Origin of the sequence: Acinetobacter sp. YK3 (assembly GCF_001729365.1) — a bacterium.
In the GTDB taxonomy this organism is placed as follows: Bacteria; Pseudomonadota; Gammaproteobacteria; order Pseudomonadales; family Moraxellaceae; genus Acinetobacter; species Acinetobacter vivianii.
Genome location: NZ_LZPJ01000072.1, coordinates 1 through 14990, shown reverse-complemented (window position 1 = coordinate 14990; position 14990 = coordinate 1). Strand labels below are relative to the sequence as shown.

Sequence of the window (14990 nt, the reverse complement as noted above, 5' to 3'; positions counted from 1 at the left end):
GAGGTGAAAAATGTCTAAACGTATCCTGCATGTGGTGACCAATGTTGCCCAATATGAAAAAGCTGATCGTCCAACGGGTCTATGGCTAGGGGAGTTGACTCATGCCTATGACGAGTTTGAAAAGCATCATTATATTCAAGATATTGTGAGCCCTTTAGGCGGTCATTCTCCAATTGAGCCTAAATCACTAGAGCGTTTCGTGGCTGACGCTTCTGTTTTAAAGCGCAAAAATGATCCTGCATTTATGCAATTACTGGAAACAACCAAGAAACCAGCCGATATTAATTGGCAAGATTACGATGCGATTTATTACACGGGTGGACATGGTGTGATGTGGGACTTTTTAGATAATCCTGAGCTGCAACAGATCACCAAGAATATTTATGAAAAGGGTGGCATCGTTGCCAGTGTCTGTCATGGTTATTGTGGATTGCTCAATGTTCAGCTTTCAAATGGACAATACCTGATTGCAGGTAAAAAACTCACTGGCTTTGCGTGGTGCGAAGAAGTGCTAGCAGGTGTGGCAAAAAAAGTGCCCTATAACGCAGAACAACTGGCAAAAGAGCGAGGTGCAGATTATGAAAAGAAATTGATTCCTTTTATGCCAAATGTCGTTCGAGATGGCAACCTGATTACGGGACAGAATCCATTTTCAGCGCGTGTGACTGCATTGGCAATGATTGAAGCATTAAAGATAAAGACCGATTAGATCGAAACATATGAGTTAAAGCATAAAACAATATCTATACTGCTGACTCTAAAAATAAGTTTAAACCTCAACTGACAGCTAGCCACTTCTTAATATGTTGTATTGATTTTATCAATACAACATATTGTTTTTTTTATATAGACCTAATTTTCAGATTTGGTACATTTCTAAAAAGAAAGAAGCATTCCTCACGATGAGGCTTCAGGGATGATTAAGAATTTATTTGATCATTTATTTTAATTTCAGAATAAAACGATTGTACTAGATATAAGGCCTAAATTTTTTTCAAGATTTATTGTTCACAATATTTCAGTAATTCTTTATGCCTAAAATTTAGCAATTACACAAGGATGTGATAGTGAAAATCATAAGATATATAACGGTAGTGAGTTTAGGTGTACTGATAAATAGTCAAGCTTTTGCAGAGCAGAGTGTAGGTGGATTCATTGCAACCTATATCGTTCCAAAAGCAACAGTTGAAGTTAAAAATACTGGAAGTGCAAAAATAACAGGCGATGCTCGAGCATACGGTATTGTTGCTGAACTAAATAAAGATCAATGGTTTGGATATATACATTATGAAGGAGCTTCTATTGATATGGATGCATTACCAGAACCAGGTATTGATGTAGATGAATATCGTCTTGGGATAGGCTGGCGAAAGAAGTTAGCAAAAGGTTCTGTACAGACAAGTGTTGAATATTTTGGTCAACGTGAGCAATTTGATTTTTCTATGATTCCTGAATGGAATGATTCTGGTGTTGGTATTCATGTTAATGGAGAATATTTATTAGGTCTCATCGCAGGAAAAACCCCAATCGTTGGTTTCATTGATGTTGGCTATCTTGATTTAAATAAAAGCGATGCAGAGGAATATCGATTTGGTGTAAAAAGTATGCTAAGTAAAAACCTTGGTGTGATGTCAGCCTACCGTATTTTTAAACAGGAGGTGAATAAAACTGAAGATAAAACAACATTGAAAGGACTAAATTTAGCTATTTCATATCTATTTTAGATAAATAATGAGATTTTCAGCTTTTCATACAATTTTAAAATGTTGGTTATACAAAAATAATCAACATTTTAAAACACAAATATAGTTCACAAATATCCATTCGCTGAACTGGTTTATATTTCTAACACAAAAAGTTAAAGAAAGGTGATGTCAGATTTAACTAATAATTGTTAAAAATTCAGAGTTTCAAAAATGCTCTCGATGAACCACGATTACATATTGCATAAGTTTATTTTGTATTGCGTAACTTTTTTCGCTCTGCTAGTCTTTTTTTGCTTTCTCTGAAAATATGCCAACATAAAGGATTGTATACAAGAGATTATAAATTCGAAGAATCAAAAAGGAAGATAGAAATGTTAAAGGATGCAGAAGTCGCATCACCGTCATCAAAAATTGGCATGATCATTACATTGGTTTTATGTTTTATTTTCGCCATTATTGAAGGCTTTGATTTGCAGTCGATGGGCGTTGCAGCTCCCAGAATGAAAGCGGAAATGCTACTGAACAGTACGGAAATGGGCTGGGTATTTAGTGCAGCAGTTCTGGGGACTTTACCAGGTGCCATGATTGCAGGAAGGATCGCTGATTCGATTGGACGTAAAAAAGTATTTATTAGCTGTATTCTTATTTTTGGCCTGATGTCTTTATTAACGCCTTTTGCCCAACAACTGAATACCTTACTGTTGGTAAGATTTCTGACAGGATTAGGCATGGGCGGGGCCTTGCCCATTGTGATTACCATGGTTTCCGAGGCTGTGAGTGAAAAATACAAAGCCACGGCGGTAAGTGTGATGTATTGCGGTATGCCAATTGGCGGTGTACTCACTTCTGTAGTTGCATTATCTCTCACTGCCGATCATGAGTGGCGACATATCTTTTATTTTGGTGGTATCGCACCTTTATTGCTTGTACCTATTCTGATTTTCTTTTTACCTGAATCAAAAGCTTATCTCAATAAAACGGCGACCAGTCCAGCAAAAAATCAAAGCTTAATGACAGTTTTGTTTGCAAAGCCTCGTGTGCTGATCACTTCTAGTCTATGGTTAAGTTTCTTTGGAACGCTTTTGGTATTGGCGCTATTCCAAAACTGGTTACCGACCCTCATTTCAGGATTAGGACTGAATAAAGAGCAAGCAAGTTATATCCAGATAGGCTTTAATCTGGGTGGCTCAATCGGCGTACTCATTTTAGGTTTTATGCTGGATCGTTTGAATAAGTTTGTGATTGTTGCAAGTGTTTATAGTGGTATTTTGCTCTCATTGATTGGCCTTGCTTATTCTAATAGCGCATTTAGCTTTACCTTATTTGCAACTGGATGCGGTATGTTTGTGATTGGTTGTCAGTCAATTCTCTATACCTTAGCAGCCAAATATTATCCAACGGAAATGCGAGGAACGGGAGTCGGTGCTGCTGTTGCAATTGGCAGGATAGGTGCGTTTTCCGGCCCATTAGTTGCGGGGTATTTACTTGGAACAGGTCAAAGTGAAATTGTGGTGATTGCTTCAAGTATTCCAATGATTTTATTGGCTGCCATTTCAGCACTGATCTTGCTTCGTAAGCCGACGCATTCCGCAGAAGAAAAAGATAATCTAAAGATCGTCACCACCTGATTTGCTTTTATTCATGGAAGGTTAGAAAAAAATTAATTTTTCGACGTCCTCAAACAAAGGAAATAGCACCCGCTGTTTCCTTTTTTATTTCAGTCTGCAAATGCGCCCATATAGATTCAAGATGATGCACATTGGCTTTTGACTTATCGGTATAATAAAATAGCGGCGATTTAGGATGAACAAATAGGAAGAGTAGGATGTATAAGGCGATTTTCTTTGATATTGATGATACCTTGCTGAATTTTAGCGTGGCGAATCGCTCGGCATTTGTGAAATCATTTGGGGAATTCAATTTACATCATGATGATCTGACCTATTCCACTTATAAACAGATAAACCATCTTTTATGGGAAAGACAGAAGTTAGGTCAAATTACCGTACAGGATGTGATTAATAATCGTTTTAAAGAACTATTTACTGCACTAAAAGTTGAAATTAACCACGATCATTTCCGTGATACCTTTCAGGGCAATCTAGCCAAAGAACATACGCTCGAAGAAGGTGCAGCAGAAGCGATCCAGTATTTGAGCCAAAAATATAAACTCTTTGCCGCTTCCAATAGCATTCTGCTTCAACAAAAAGCACGTTTACACTTGGCGGGTTTATTACCGCATTTCTCTGATTTATATGTTTCTGATGATGTGGGTTATGAAAAACCTGACCAGCGTTTTTTTCAGACCTGCTTAGCTAGAAGTAATATCGCCAAAGAAGAAATACTTTTTATTGGGGACAGCTTAGAGGCAGATATCAAGGGGGCAACATCCTGTGAAATCCCGACCTGCTGGTATAACCCGAAACAACTAAAAAATAAGCAGAATCTGAATATTACTTATACCATTCAACATCTGTCTGATCTGACCAAGATCCTATAAAACAAAAGCATGCCTTTGCTGATAAGAGGTTAAGAGGCAGGACGTGGATAGTGAATGACATTGTGCATAATCACAATCTGCTCACCCGTATTGGCATAGGTATGCGGAATATCGGCATGAAAACGGATGGATTCTCCTGCGGCAACAGTATGATTCATCCCCTCAAGCTGTAACTGCAATACCCCAGCAAACACAATAATATGCTCAATCACGCCTGCCTCATGCGGGCTAGATTCACTTTTTGCACCCGGTAGCAATTCAATCTTCAACACATCCATTCGCAGTTCTTCATCAAAAGGAATCAGAGGACTCACTCGCATGCCTGAATGATCCTGTTCAAAAACAGGTAAATCACTGAAATGATGAATCTCTGGTTGAGTTTGAGCTTGCCCACCTTCAAGAAAAGTCGAAAATGCAATATTGAATCCTGTGGCGATTTTCCAGAGGGTTGCAACAGTTGGACTCGACTTACCCAACTCAATCTGCCCAAGCATCGCTTTACTCACACCAGTTAATTCAGCAGTCTGGCTAAGACTCAAACCTCGCTCGGTTCTTAATTTTTTTAAAGCTTCGGCAACATTGGGTGGAATATCTTGCATAAATAGAAGTCTTCTTGATTAAAAATGATTGTCCGTTATAACAGACGATGATACTTTAGTCACTCTACCGTCATCTTCAGTAAAGTACTTCCTATGCGTAACTTAGCATTTTTTAGGTCTTCCTCACCAGCCATGATCATGACTGGACTTGTGGCAGTACTGGTAGGCTATGCCAGTTCTTTGGCCATTATTTTGCAGGCACTGGAAAGGGCTGGGCTGGATGCTTCGCAAACTGGAAGCTGGTTGATGATGCTGGGTATCGGTATGGGAATCACCAGTATTGGCTTGTCACTATATTACCGTACTCCGATTTTAACCGCATGGTCGACACCCGGAATTGCCTTGCTTGCAACCAGCCTGACTGGAGTAAGTATTAATGAAGTAGTGGGTGTCTTTATTTTTGCTTCGGGACTAATGCTGTTATGTGGCGCGACCGGTATTTTTGCCAAACTCATGAATTACATTCCACGTTCCATCGCTTCTGCGATGCTGGCAGGCATTCTGTTACGCTTTGGTTTAAGTACATTTGAAGCATTACAGGTCAACTTTATCCTGTGTATTGCCATGTTGGCGGCATTTATTTTGACCCGCCGCTGGTTTCCACTTTATGCCATTATTGCAACGTTAATTACAGGAATTGTTGTTGCAGGACTCAGTGGGGATTTACATTTTACACAGACCAGCAACGTCTTTACACTTCCAACCTTTATCCAGCCGCATTTCACCATGACTACGCTGATTGGTGTCGGGATTCCATTTTTTATTGTCTCTCTCGCATCTCAAAATGCGCCGGGTATTGCGATTTTACAGGCCAGCGGTTATGCACCAAAAACGTCAATGTTGCTGGTATGTACTTCCTTAACCGCAATTATTTTAGCGCCGTGGGGTGGTTTTAGTATCTGTATTGCAGCCATTACCGCAGCACTTTGTATGGCACCTGATGTTCATCCAAACCCTGCAAAACGTTATATTGCATCTACATGGGCAGGGATCTTTTATTTAATCGCAGGAATTTTTGGTGGTGCTATTTTCATATTGTTTAATGGCTTACCAACCGTATTGATCCATATTCTTGCTGGATTGGCCTTAATCACCACCTTAATGAACAGTCTGCATCAAGCATTGGCGGAAGAACAAGGTCGTGATGCAGCGATTATCTGTTTTCTTCTCACCGCATCGGGCGTTACCTTATTGGGAATCGGTTCAGCATTTTGGGGCTTGGTCGGCGGAATTATTGCGTATCAGATTTTAGTGAAACGTGATCATAAAATAGCGTAGAGAATCGGCTTTTAGCTGCCCATGTTAAGTTCAACCCTCCGCCAGATCGTTGAACTTAACATCAATCATATATTTCATCTAAAAAGTACGTTTTAGGATGCAGCAAATATAAAAAATAGCGGTGGGGAGGAAGGCAGACCAAGCTACAGAATATCCTCCTCATCGCAATGCTGAAGATTATTTTTTCTCGGTTTTACCGTCGTAGCGTTTAGTCCATTCTTTTAAAATACCATCGCGGTTTTTCGCAGCCCACTCAAAATTGTTCTTAATCATCATTTGGTTAATCTGGGCTGGTCGGAATGGCATTGGTTTCGCCACGTTTGGATAAGCCACCACCGCAAAGTTCTTGGCATAGGCTTCATTGGCTTTTTTACTCACGGTCCAGTTAATAAATTTTTGTGCATCTGCCAGATTTTTTGTTCCTTTAACAATAGCAGAGGCTTCCATTTCCCAACCTAAGCCTTCTTTAGGAAACACGATTTCTAACGGTGCGCCACGTTGTTTCAACTGAGCAGCACGATAACCAAAAGAAATACCAATCACAGCTTCACCCTGTGCAGCCATCTGACAAGGTTTAGAACCTGAATGAGTATATTGGGAAATATTTTTATGCAGCGCATCCATATATGTCCACGCTTTTTGCTGTCCAAATAGTTGTAGCCATGCAGATACATCTAAATATCCAGTCCCACTTGATGCAGGATTTGGCATCACGATTAGGCCTTTATAGATGGGCTTAGTTAGATCTGCCCACGTTTGAGGAACTGGAAGTTTACGCTTTTTCAATTCGATACTATTGACGCACAACGCTGATTCCCAAGCATCCATACCCGTCCAGGTCGGTACTTTTTTCGGGCTGACGAATTGTTTATTTAATTTTTCCACGCCCACAGGTGCATAAGGATGCAACATATTTCTCTGATCCAGCAACATCAAGCTCGTCACTGCAAGACCAGCCACCACATCCGCTTTTGGATTTTTTTGTTCTGCAAGCAAACGTGCGGTAATGACACCCGTTGAATCACGTACCCATTTAATTTTTAAATCAGGGTAGTCTTCACGAATTTTTGCACTATATGCAGCGAGCTGATCAGATTCTAATGCAGTATAAACGGTAATTTCACCAGCTGAGGTAAGGGCAGCCGACAGCAGACCGCCCATCAATGCTGGTGTTAAAAGAGAAAGAGATCGATATAAACGTGTCATGAGAGCGTCCTTGAATAATGATGCAACGATTGCTGAGTTGATGGACATTTAAGCAAGTGAATATGACAATTTCATTAAGCTGGTTTAAACCAGATTTATTATTTTTCTTCTTTTATTTTTTCGACAAAAAAACTTAAACTCCGCAAAAGAAATGCTAGTTTTCAATAATCTTTCATTTTTTGCATGTATAGTAAAATTAAAATGTTGGGTTCAAAATTATGGTTCAGATCGATCAATCATCAGCACGTATTCCTAAATATATTCCTATTCGTGATTCATTGGCGCATGAAATAGAGTCTGGAATTTTACTGAGTAATGTCAAACTTCCATCTGAACGTACACTATTAGAAAAGTTTCAAACCACTCGCGTTGCCGTGCGTGAAGCCTTACTGGCTTTGGAAATGGATGGTTTAATTTACCGTTTGGATCGTCGTGGCTGGTATGTTCGGGCGCCCCGCATTATTTATCATCCGCAGTCGACAAAAAGCTTTATGCAATATGTCAGCGAACAAGGCTATGTGCCTTCTACAGACCTGATTTCAGCAGAGCAGGTGGAAGCAACTCCTTGGGATGCCAAACATTTAGATATTGCGATCGGTAGTTCGGTTTATTCAATCTGGCGTCGTCGAAGTATTAATGGACGACCTGTGTTGGTTGAGCATTTACGTATCCGTGCAGATTTATTTGCTGATTTTTTAGCACATCCGCTCAATCAATCAGTCACCCAACTCATGGCAGATGAATATCAATGTGTCATTACCCGTGCCAATATCAATTTGTTTCCTACAGCCTTGGCTGAGCAACAAGCTAAAGCCTTACATGTAAATGTTGGATCTTTAGGGCTTTATATTTGCCGAAGTAACCGCGACCAACATGGAAGAGTGACTGATATTGACCAAGAATACTGGTTACATGATGTGCTGGATTTACATTTTGAAGCGCAAAGCTAGCCAATCTGGTTTAAACCAGATTTAATTAAACTGTCATAATAACCTGCTCAAATACAGCTTAATCACTTAAAGTTCTGGATAAGGAACGTTGATGAAGCAGTATTCACCGAATAACTTTTCGACTCAGTCTGCGAGCAGTTTAGTCTCTGGACTGAGCAATTTTATCCATGCGGATAAACGCAAGAAAGTTCTAGAAGTTATTGATGTTCAGAAAAGTTTTCAGAAACATCAGGTTCTGGATCATATCAATTTTGAAGTCTATGAAGGTGAGTTCATTAGCCTGTTAGGACCTTCAGGCTGTGGTAAAACCACACTTTTAAGAATTATTGCCGGATTAGAAGTACAGGACTACGGAAAAGTTCTTAAAATGGAACAGGACATTTCCAACCAGAAAGTTGAAAAACGCCGTTGTGGCATCGTATTTCAAAACTACGCACTGTTTCCCAATCTCACTGTCGCTGAAAATATTACCTTTGGACTCCATGCAAAACAATGGAATAAGGCTGAGCGTCAACAGCGCACTGAAGAATTATTACAACTGATCGAGTTACCTACCATTGCGACAAAATATCCGAATCAATTGTCTGGTGGACAGCAACAGCGCGTTGCCTTAGCCCGTGCAATCGCACCACGACCCGATATTCTGCTTTTGGATGAGCCACTATCTGCACTGGATGCCATCGTCCGTGTCAATTTAAGGCAAAAAATCCGTGTCATTCAGCAGCAGTTGGGTTTACCAACCGTGATGGTGACTCATGATCAGGAAGAAGCACTGAGTATTTCTGATCGTGTGGTGGTGATGAATCACGGCGTGATTGAGCAGGTCGATACACCACATAATATTTACTATAAACCTCAAACCAAATTTGTAGCCCAGTTTATTGGCACCATGAATTTCTTGCCTGCACAGGTGAGCGACTCAAACACAATTCAGGTATTTGGGCAGTCAGTACAATTAAAAACTTCATCTTTACAAGCTGGACAGCAGATTGAACTGGCGTTTCGCCCAGAAATGGTCGCCTTGTGTGAACAAGCTGATCATGATCCAGCATTTATCTATTTGCCTGTTTCCATTATTTCAACTGAATTTCTTGGTGCAAAACGTCGGCTGTTTACCCAAGTCAATCTTGAACAAAATGATGCTGCCCATGTGATTCAGCTTGATCTGGACAATGATGCACTCGCGGTACTCAATCCAAACATGTATATCAAGGTAGCTATAAAAAAGTTACATGTCTTTGACGGGAAAGGGCGGACACTATGTTAAATCAGTCGACTGCCGCTGCGATTTTAAAGAATCAGGCCGCTAAATCTTCGCTTTATTCTTTCCGTTCATCAGCATTTTTATTTATTGCTGCACTTGGTCTGTTTTGTCTACTCATTCTGCCTTTAGCAATTCTTTTTAAAGGGGCATTTTTAAATAGTGATGGACAATACATCGGTCTGGCAAACTTTATTGAATATTTTTCCAATCCAAGTTTATTCTCATCGATTTTTAATTCAATCTGGATTGCAAGTGTTGCTACAGCAATCACGGTCTTGATGGCAAGTATCTATGCCTATGCCTTAACCGTCGTTGATATCAAGGGAAAAGGGATCTTAAAAGCGATTGCATTTTTGCCCATTCTGGCGCCGTCCATTTTACCGTCTCTGGCGCTGGTCTATCTGTTTGGTCAACAAGGTGTATTGAAAAGTTTGCTCGGTGACACTGAAATTTACGGGCCATTGGGCATCCTGATCAGCTATTGTTTCTGGTTATTTCCAGCTATTTGTATCTTGATGCTGTCTGCATTTAGAAATATTGACCAGTCGTTGATAGAAGCTTCGCGTAGTTTAGGAAAAGGACTGTGGGCGACACATCGCGCTGTCACTTTGCCAGCTATCCGTTATGGGCTGGTCAGTGCAGCATTGGTGGCATTTACCTATGTACTTACTGATTTTGGTATTCCTAAAGTCATTGGCGGCTCATTCAACATGATGGCGCTGGACGTGTACAAGCAGATTATTGGTCAACAAAATATGCAAATGGGTGCAGTCATCTCCATCCTGTTGCTTTGTCCAGCATTATTGGCCTTTGTGTTTGACCGTTATCAAAGTAAACGTCAGGCACGCTATCAGAATTTTCAGGTCAAGCCGTATGTAATGAAAGCAAGTATACAAAGTCAGTGGCTGTTCAGCGGGTTTTGCTATCTGATTGCTGGGTTCATCTTATTGTTGATCATCACTGCAATCGTGGCTTCTTTTATCCGCTACTGGCCGTATGACCTGAGCCTGACTCTCGATCATTATCGTTTTGAATATGTTCAGGGCGGTGGTTGGGATGCCTATTTTAATTCACTCAAACTGGCTGGCTTTACAACGCTGGTCGGAAGTGTGGTGATCTTTATGGTGGCCTTATGTGCCGAGCGTTTTAAAGTTCACCCATTATTAAAAAATCTGGTGCAAATGCTGACCTTGTTGCCACTTGCCATTCCTGGTCTGGTATTAGGTATTGCCTACATTCTGTTTTTCAATGATATGCAGAATCCTTTACATATCTTGTACGGCACCATGAGTTTACTGGTGATTTCAACCATTATTCACTATTACACCGTGCCACATCTGACACTGAGCAGCACCATTAAACAGATTCCTGTGCAATTGGAAGCTGCCGCACAAAGTTTGGGAAGCAGTCGCTGGAAAACCTTCTACAAAGTGTATTTGCCACTCAGCTTACCAGCACTGTGCGATATTTCGGTCTATCTATTTGTCAATGCGATGACCACCGTCTCAGCTGCAATCTTCCTATATTCACCAGATACCAACCTTGCTGCGGTTTCTATTCTGAATATGGATGATGCCGGTGATACCGCTTCGGCAGTAGCAATGAGCGTCTTGATCTTGCTCACTTCTGCCATCGTCAAACTTATCCATGGTTTGCTGACCCGAGGAATATTGAAGAAAACACAGGCTTGGCGCGAAGCTTCACACTAATCCATTAATTTCACTTCATTTTTGATACTTCATTGTATGAGGTAGGGGTTAATTCAGCCCGAATCAAGCCCAATGACTGCTTGGAACAGACTTAATAGGACAACCACAATGACCGATCTCATTATTGTAGGTGCAGGAATTTTAGGCCTATCTGCCGCTATTCAGGCTGCGGAACAAGGCCTCACCGTAAAGGTATTTGAAAAAGATGCCCAGCCCATCGGCGCGACACGCCGTAACTTTGGCATGGTCGGTACCTCAACCTTAACCCATCCAGAAAGTGAATGGCGCAAGTATGCACTAGATACAAAGCAGTTTTATCAACGTATCCAGCATCAGTACGACATTTCCTTTCAACAGCGCAATGGTCTGTATGTGGTAAATACCGCTCTGGAATGGCAGGTGGTTAATGAGTTTGCCCAGCTTGCACCACAATTTGATATTCCTATACAGCTATTATCTGCAACAGAAATGGCACAACAATACGGATTTCTTCAACCGCAAGCACCTATGCTGGGAGGGTTACTATTTGCAGAAGATTATTCCGTTGAACCGCACCTGATCGGACAGCGCCTTTTGCAATACGCAATCTCTTTAGGCGTAGAAATCCATTGTAATGCCTGTGTGGTGAAAACTATTTCTCAACAGGCATCAACTATTGCCGTGCTTGCCTCAGGTCAAAGCGTACAAGCAAGCCGCATCCTGATTTGTCATGGTGCCGAAACCGACACCTTATATCCAACAGTACTTCAGGAACTAGAGTTAAAACGTTGTACCTTGCAAATGGCATTAACTCAGCCTTTAACACAACAGTTAGGTGTTTCCCTCTATTCAGGTTTATCTATTTCCCGTTATCCCGCTTTTGAAATCTGTCCGTCTTATAAAGAACTCCACCAAGCGTCCCAACAGGGCTTTGTCCGTGATTTTGGCATTCATATTCTCATTAAGCAGAATCAGGCTGGGCAGATCATTCTCGGCGATAGCCATGAATATGCAGATATTGATGAACCGACTCAGTTCGACCAGCGTGAAGAAATCAACCAGTTTATTGAACAGTACTGTGTGGAAAAAATTGGACTGCGTTTACCACCCATTCAAACCCGCTGGAATGGCTATTACCTTCAACATCCAACCGAACTGGCCTGTGTGACTGAAGTTGAGTCAGGCATCTTTCTGATTAGTGCAATCGCAGGCAAAGGCATGACCACAGGTGCAGGTTTTATCCGACATGTTTTAGAACAACATATTTTTTAATCTTGTCATCTGGTTTAAACCAGATTGATATATATTTAAATCAAATCTTGAAATGATGAGCAATAGCATGAACACACAAGACACTTTAAATTTAGCTTTGGACAATAAATATTTACTGCTAACACCAGGTCCATTATCGACCTCTGCAACGGTACGCCGTGCCATGCAAAAGGACTGGTGTACTTGGGACAAGGAATATAATGGTCTGGTACAAGATATCCGCCAAAGACTGGTCAATCTGGCAACCACAGCAGTAGATCAATACACCACAGTACTGATGCAAGGTAGTGGTAGCTTTGCGGTTGAATCTGTTTTAGGTTCCGTGATTGCCAAGCATGAAAAAGTGCTGATCATCAATAACGGTGCTTACGGGGCACGCATGGTGCAAATGGTGCGCTGCTTAAATATCGAAGTGGTTGAACTTGTTTATCCTGAAACGAGTGCACCTGACTTGGCTGAAATCCAGCAAGTATTAATGGATGAAAGTATCAGCCATGTGGCTTGCGTTCATTGTGAAACCACCACAGGTATTTTAAATCCAATTCAGGACATCGGGCGTTTAGTCAAAGCCGCAGGCAAGGTCTGGATTGTGGATGCCATGAGTTCATTCGGCGGCATACCGATGGATATTGCTGAGCTTGAAATTGATTTTCTGATTTCCAGTGCCAATAAATGCATTCAGGGTGTACCAGGCTTTGGTTTTATTCTGGCAAAACGCGAGCGTCTTGAACAATGTCAGGGCTTGGCACGTTCAGTCAGTCTGGATCTCTATGACCAGTGGCATACCATGGAACAACAAAATGGGAAATGGAGATTTACCTCACCCACTCATGTGGTTCGCGCATTTTATCAAGCCTTGCTCGAATTGGAACAAGAAGGCGGTATCGAAGCGCGCTACCAACGTTATCTGAATAATCAGCAAACCCTGTCAAAAGGTATGACAGCACTTGGATTTGAACGGGTACTGGGCAATGCATGTACCCAATCTCCGATTATTACCACCTTCTTATATCCAGCTTCGCCAAAGTTCAGCTTCCAGCAGTTTTATGAAAGCTTAAAACAGGCGGGTTATGTCATTTATCCCGGCAAAGTGACTGATCTGAACTGTTTCCGTATCGGCAATATTGGTGAAGTTAAGCAACAGGATATCGAAGGTCTGTTGTCAGCAATTTCAGATTATTGTCAGAACCATCTCCATCTCAACGCAGTCACTGCATAACTTTATTCGACATAAATACTTTAGGGAAATATCTCATGACAAACACAAACATCCAACTTCAAGCTGTGGTTTTTGACTGGGCAGGCACGACGGTTGATTTTGGTTCACGCGCTCCGATTTTGGCTTTTATGGCACTATTTAAAGATAATAAAATCGAGCTCACCATTGAAGAAGCTCGTGCACCCATGGGCTTAGAAAAACGTGATCATATTGCTGCTGTATTGAAAATGCCTCGTGTGGCACAACTCTGGAAAGAAATTTACGGCAGTGAAGTGGCGGTTGCCGATATTGACCGTTTATATCAGGACTTTATTCCATATCAATTGAAATCTATTCCGCAATGTTCAGCACTGATTCCAGGCGCATTGGCTGTATTTGACAATATCAAGCAACGTGGCGCAAAAATTGGCAGTAATACCGGTTATGCCTCAATGATGATTGGACAATTGGTTCAAGATGCGGCACAGCAGGGCTATCAACCTGACTGTATTATCACTGCAAGTGATGTCAAACATGGTCGCCCATATCCAGAAATGCTCTGGAAAAACCTGATTGAGCTGGATGTCTCAGATATTAAAACTGTGGTTAAAGTGGACGATACCGTGGTCGGTATTGAAGAAGGTTTAAATGCAGGCTGCTGGACAGTCGGTCTTGCGATTAGCGGGAATGAAGTCGGCCTGAGTTTTGAAGAGTGGCAGACGCTATCTGCTGAACAGCAACAACCACTCAAAGACAAAGCTTATGCAAAAATGAATCAATCAGGTGCGCATTATGTGATTGATAGTATTGCTGATTTGCCAGCGGTTTTGGATGATGTTGAGCGCCGCCTAAATCAGGGTGAAAAGCCTTAACTTATCGAAAGAAACCAAGCCAATTGATAGATAAAAATCAATTGGCTTTTTTATGAACCATCACAAATAAATGAGTGTAAATTTTGAAGTTATAATTCTAGAAAATTATTTTTATTAGGGACTAAAACAATTAATTTAATGACATAGTTATCAATTTTACAGAATAAACATAGCATCTATCTTTTTAAATTTTTACTTCCAATTGATTTCTCATAAAACACAATAAAAATTATTTTTAAATATTAATTATTTCAAAAAATATCAAAACAAGAGTAGGGGTGTTTTTATTAAAAACAACTAAACCTTTTAGATTAAGACTTTTCTCATATTATGCCATCAAGACAAACAGCATTTTAAATTTTATTTTTTACGCTTATATATTAAAATATTTATTTCCATTATACAGTTTAACTTCACCAAGAAAATAATTAGGAATTACATATGAAAAGACTATTAA

General features: G+C 40.6%; 13 protein-coding genes. 11 read left to right on the top strand and 2 right to left on the bottom strand.

From position 1 onward, the window contains the following. Positions 1-10: 10 nt before the first annotated feature. From A9Z07_RS06360 to A9Z07_RS06345, 4 genes are all read left to right on the top strand, one after another. The gene (locus A9Z07_RS06360) at positions 11-709 is read left to right on the top strand and encodes a type 1 glutamine amidotransferase domain-containing protein (protein WP_069577675.1); all 699 of its coding nucleotides are present in this window, start codon (positions 11-13) and stop codon (positions 707-709) included. A gap of 358 nt (positions 710-1067) precedes the next feature. Then, positions 1068-1724, top strand: a complete 657-nt coding sequence (locus A9Z07_RS06355) for a hypothetical protein (protein WP_062847553.1) — start codon at positions 1068-1070, stop codon at positions 1722-1724. A 353-nt stretch (positions 1725-2077) separates the two neighbouring features. Further along, positions 2078-3334 (top strand): 3-(3-hydroxy-phenyl)propionate transporter MhpT, encoded by a 1257-nt coding sequence (gene mhpT / locus A9Z07_RS06350; protein ID WP_004772240.1) that lies wholly within the window; start codon positions 2078-2080, stop codon positions 3332-3334. A gap of 197 nt (positions 3335-3531) precedes the next feature. After that, complete coding sequence (locus A9Z07_RS06345) at positions 3532-4206, top strand: YjjG family noncanonical pyrimidine nucleotidase (protein ID WP_069577674.1); 675 nt, start codon at positions 3532-3534, stop codon at positions 4204-4206. Between the two features lie 29 nt (positions 4207-4235). Here A9Z07_RS06345 and A9Z07_RS06340 read toward each other — a convergent pair whose 3' ends face one another. Beyond that, a complete protein-coding gene (locus A9Z07_RS06340) occupies positions 4236-4805 on the bottom strand; it encodes a helix-turn-helix domain-containing protein (protein ID WP_069577673.1) in 570 nt (189 codons plus the stop codon). Between the two features lie 93 nt (positions 4806-4898). Between A9Z07_RS06340 and A9Z07_RS06335 the strand changes: the two genes are divergently transcribed. Then, positions 4899-6083, top strand: a complete 1185-nt coding sequence (locus A9Z07_RS06335) for a benzoate/H(+) symporter BenE family transporter (RefSeq protein ID WP_069577672.1) — start codon at positions 4899-4901, stop codon at positions 6081-6083. A gap of 177 nt (positions 6084-6260) precedes the next feature. Here A9Z07_RS06335 and A9Z07_RS06330 read toward each other — a convergent pair whose 3' ends face one another. Beyond that, entirely contained in the window at positions 6261-7289 is a 1029-nt protein-coding gene (locus tag A9Z07_RS06330) for a putative 2-aminoethylphosphonate ABC transporter substrate-binding protein (protein WP_069577671.1), read from the bottom strand. A 227-nt stretch (positions 7290-7516) separates the two neighbouring features. Between A9Z07_RS06330 and A9Z07_RS06325 the strand changes: the two genes are divergently transcribed. The 6 genes from A9Z07_RS06325 (at position 7517) to phnX (ending at position 14533) form a co-directional block, all read left to right on the top strand. Next, positions 7517-8239, top strand: coding sequence for a UTRA domain-containing protein (locus A9Z07_RS06325; RefSeq protein WP_227516933.1), 723 nt, complete (start codon positions 7517-7519; stop codon positions 8237-8239). Positions 8240-8330: 91 nt separating this feature from the next. Next, positions 8331-9506, top strand: a complete 1176-nt coding sequence (locus A9Z07_RS06320; RefSeq protein WP_069577669.1) for an ABC transporter ATP-binding protein — start codon at positions 8331-8333, stop codon at positions 9504-9506. Continuing rightward, positions 9500-11212: a putative 2-aminoethylphosphonate ABC transporter permease subunit gene (locus A9Z07_RS06315; RefSeq protein WP_069577668.1), complete on the top strand. Its 1713-nt coding sequence runs from the start codon at positions 9500-9502 to the stop codon at positions 11210-11212. Before A9Z07_RS06320 ends, A9Z07_RS06315 begins: the two co-directional genes overlap by 7 nt. Before the next feature lie 108 nt (positions 11213-11320). Then, positions 11321-12463: a TIGR03364 family FAD-dependent oxidoreductase gene (locus tag A9Z07_RS06310; RefSeq protein ID WP_069577667.1), complete on the top strand. Its 1143-nt coding sequence runs from the start codon at positions 11321-11323 to the stop codon at positions 12461-12463. A gap of 67 nt (positions 12464-12530) precedes the next feature. Then, positions 12531-13682: a 2-aminoethylphosphonate--pyruvate transaminase gene (gene phnW / locus A9Z07_RS06305; RefSeq protein ID WP_069577666.1), complete on the top strand. Its 1152-nt coding sequence runs from the start codon at positions 12531-12533 to the stop codon at positions 13680-13682. Between the two features lie 35 nt (positions 13683-13717). After that, a complete protein-coding gene (gene phnX, locus A9Z07_RS06300) occupies positions 13718-14533 on the top strand; it encodes a phosphonoacetaldehyde hydrolase (protein WP_069577665.1) in 816 nt (271 codons plus the stop codon). Positions 14534-14990: the final 457 nt, after the last annotated feature.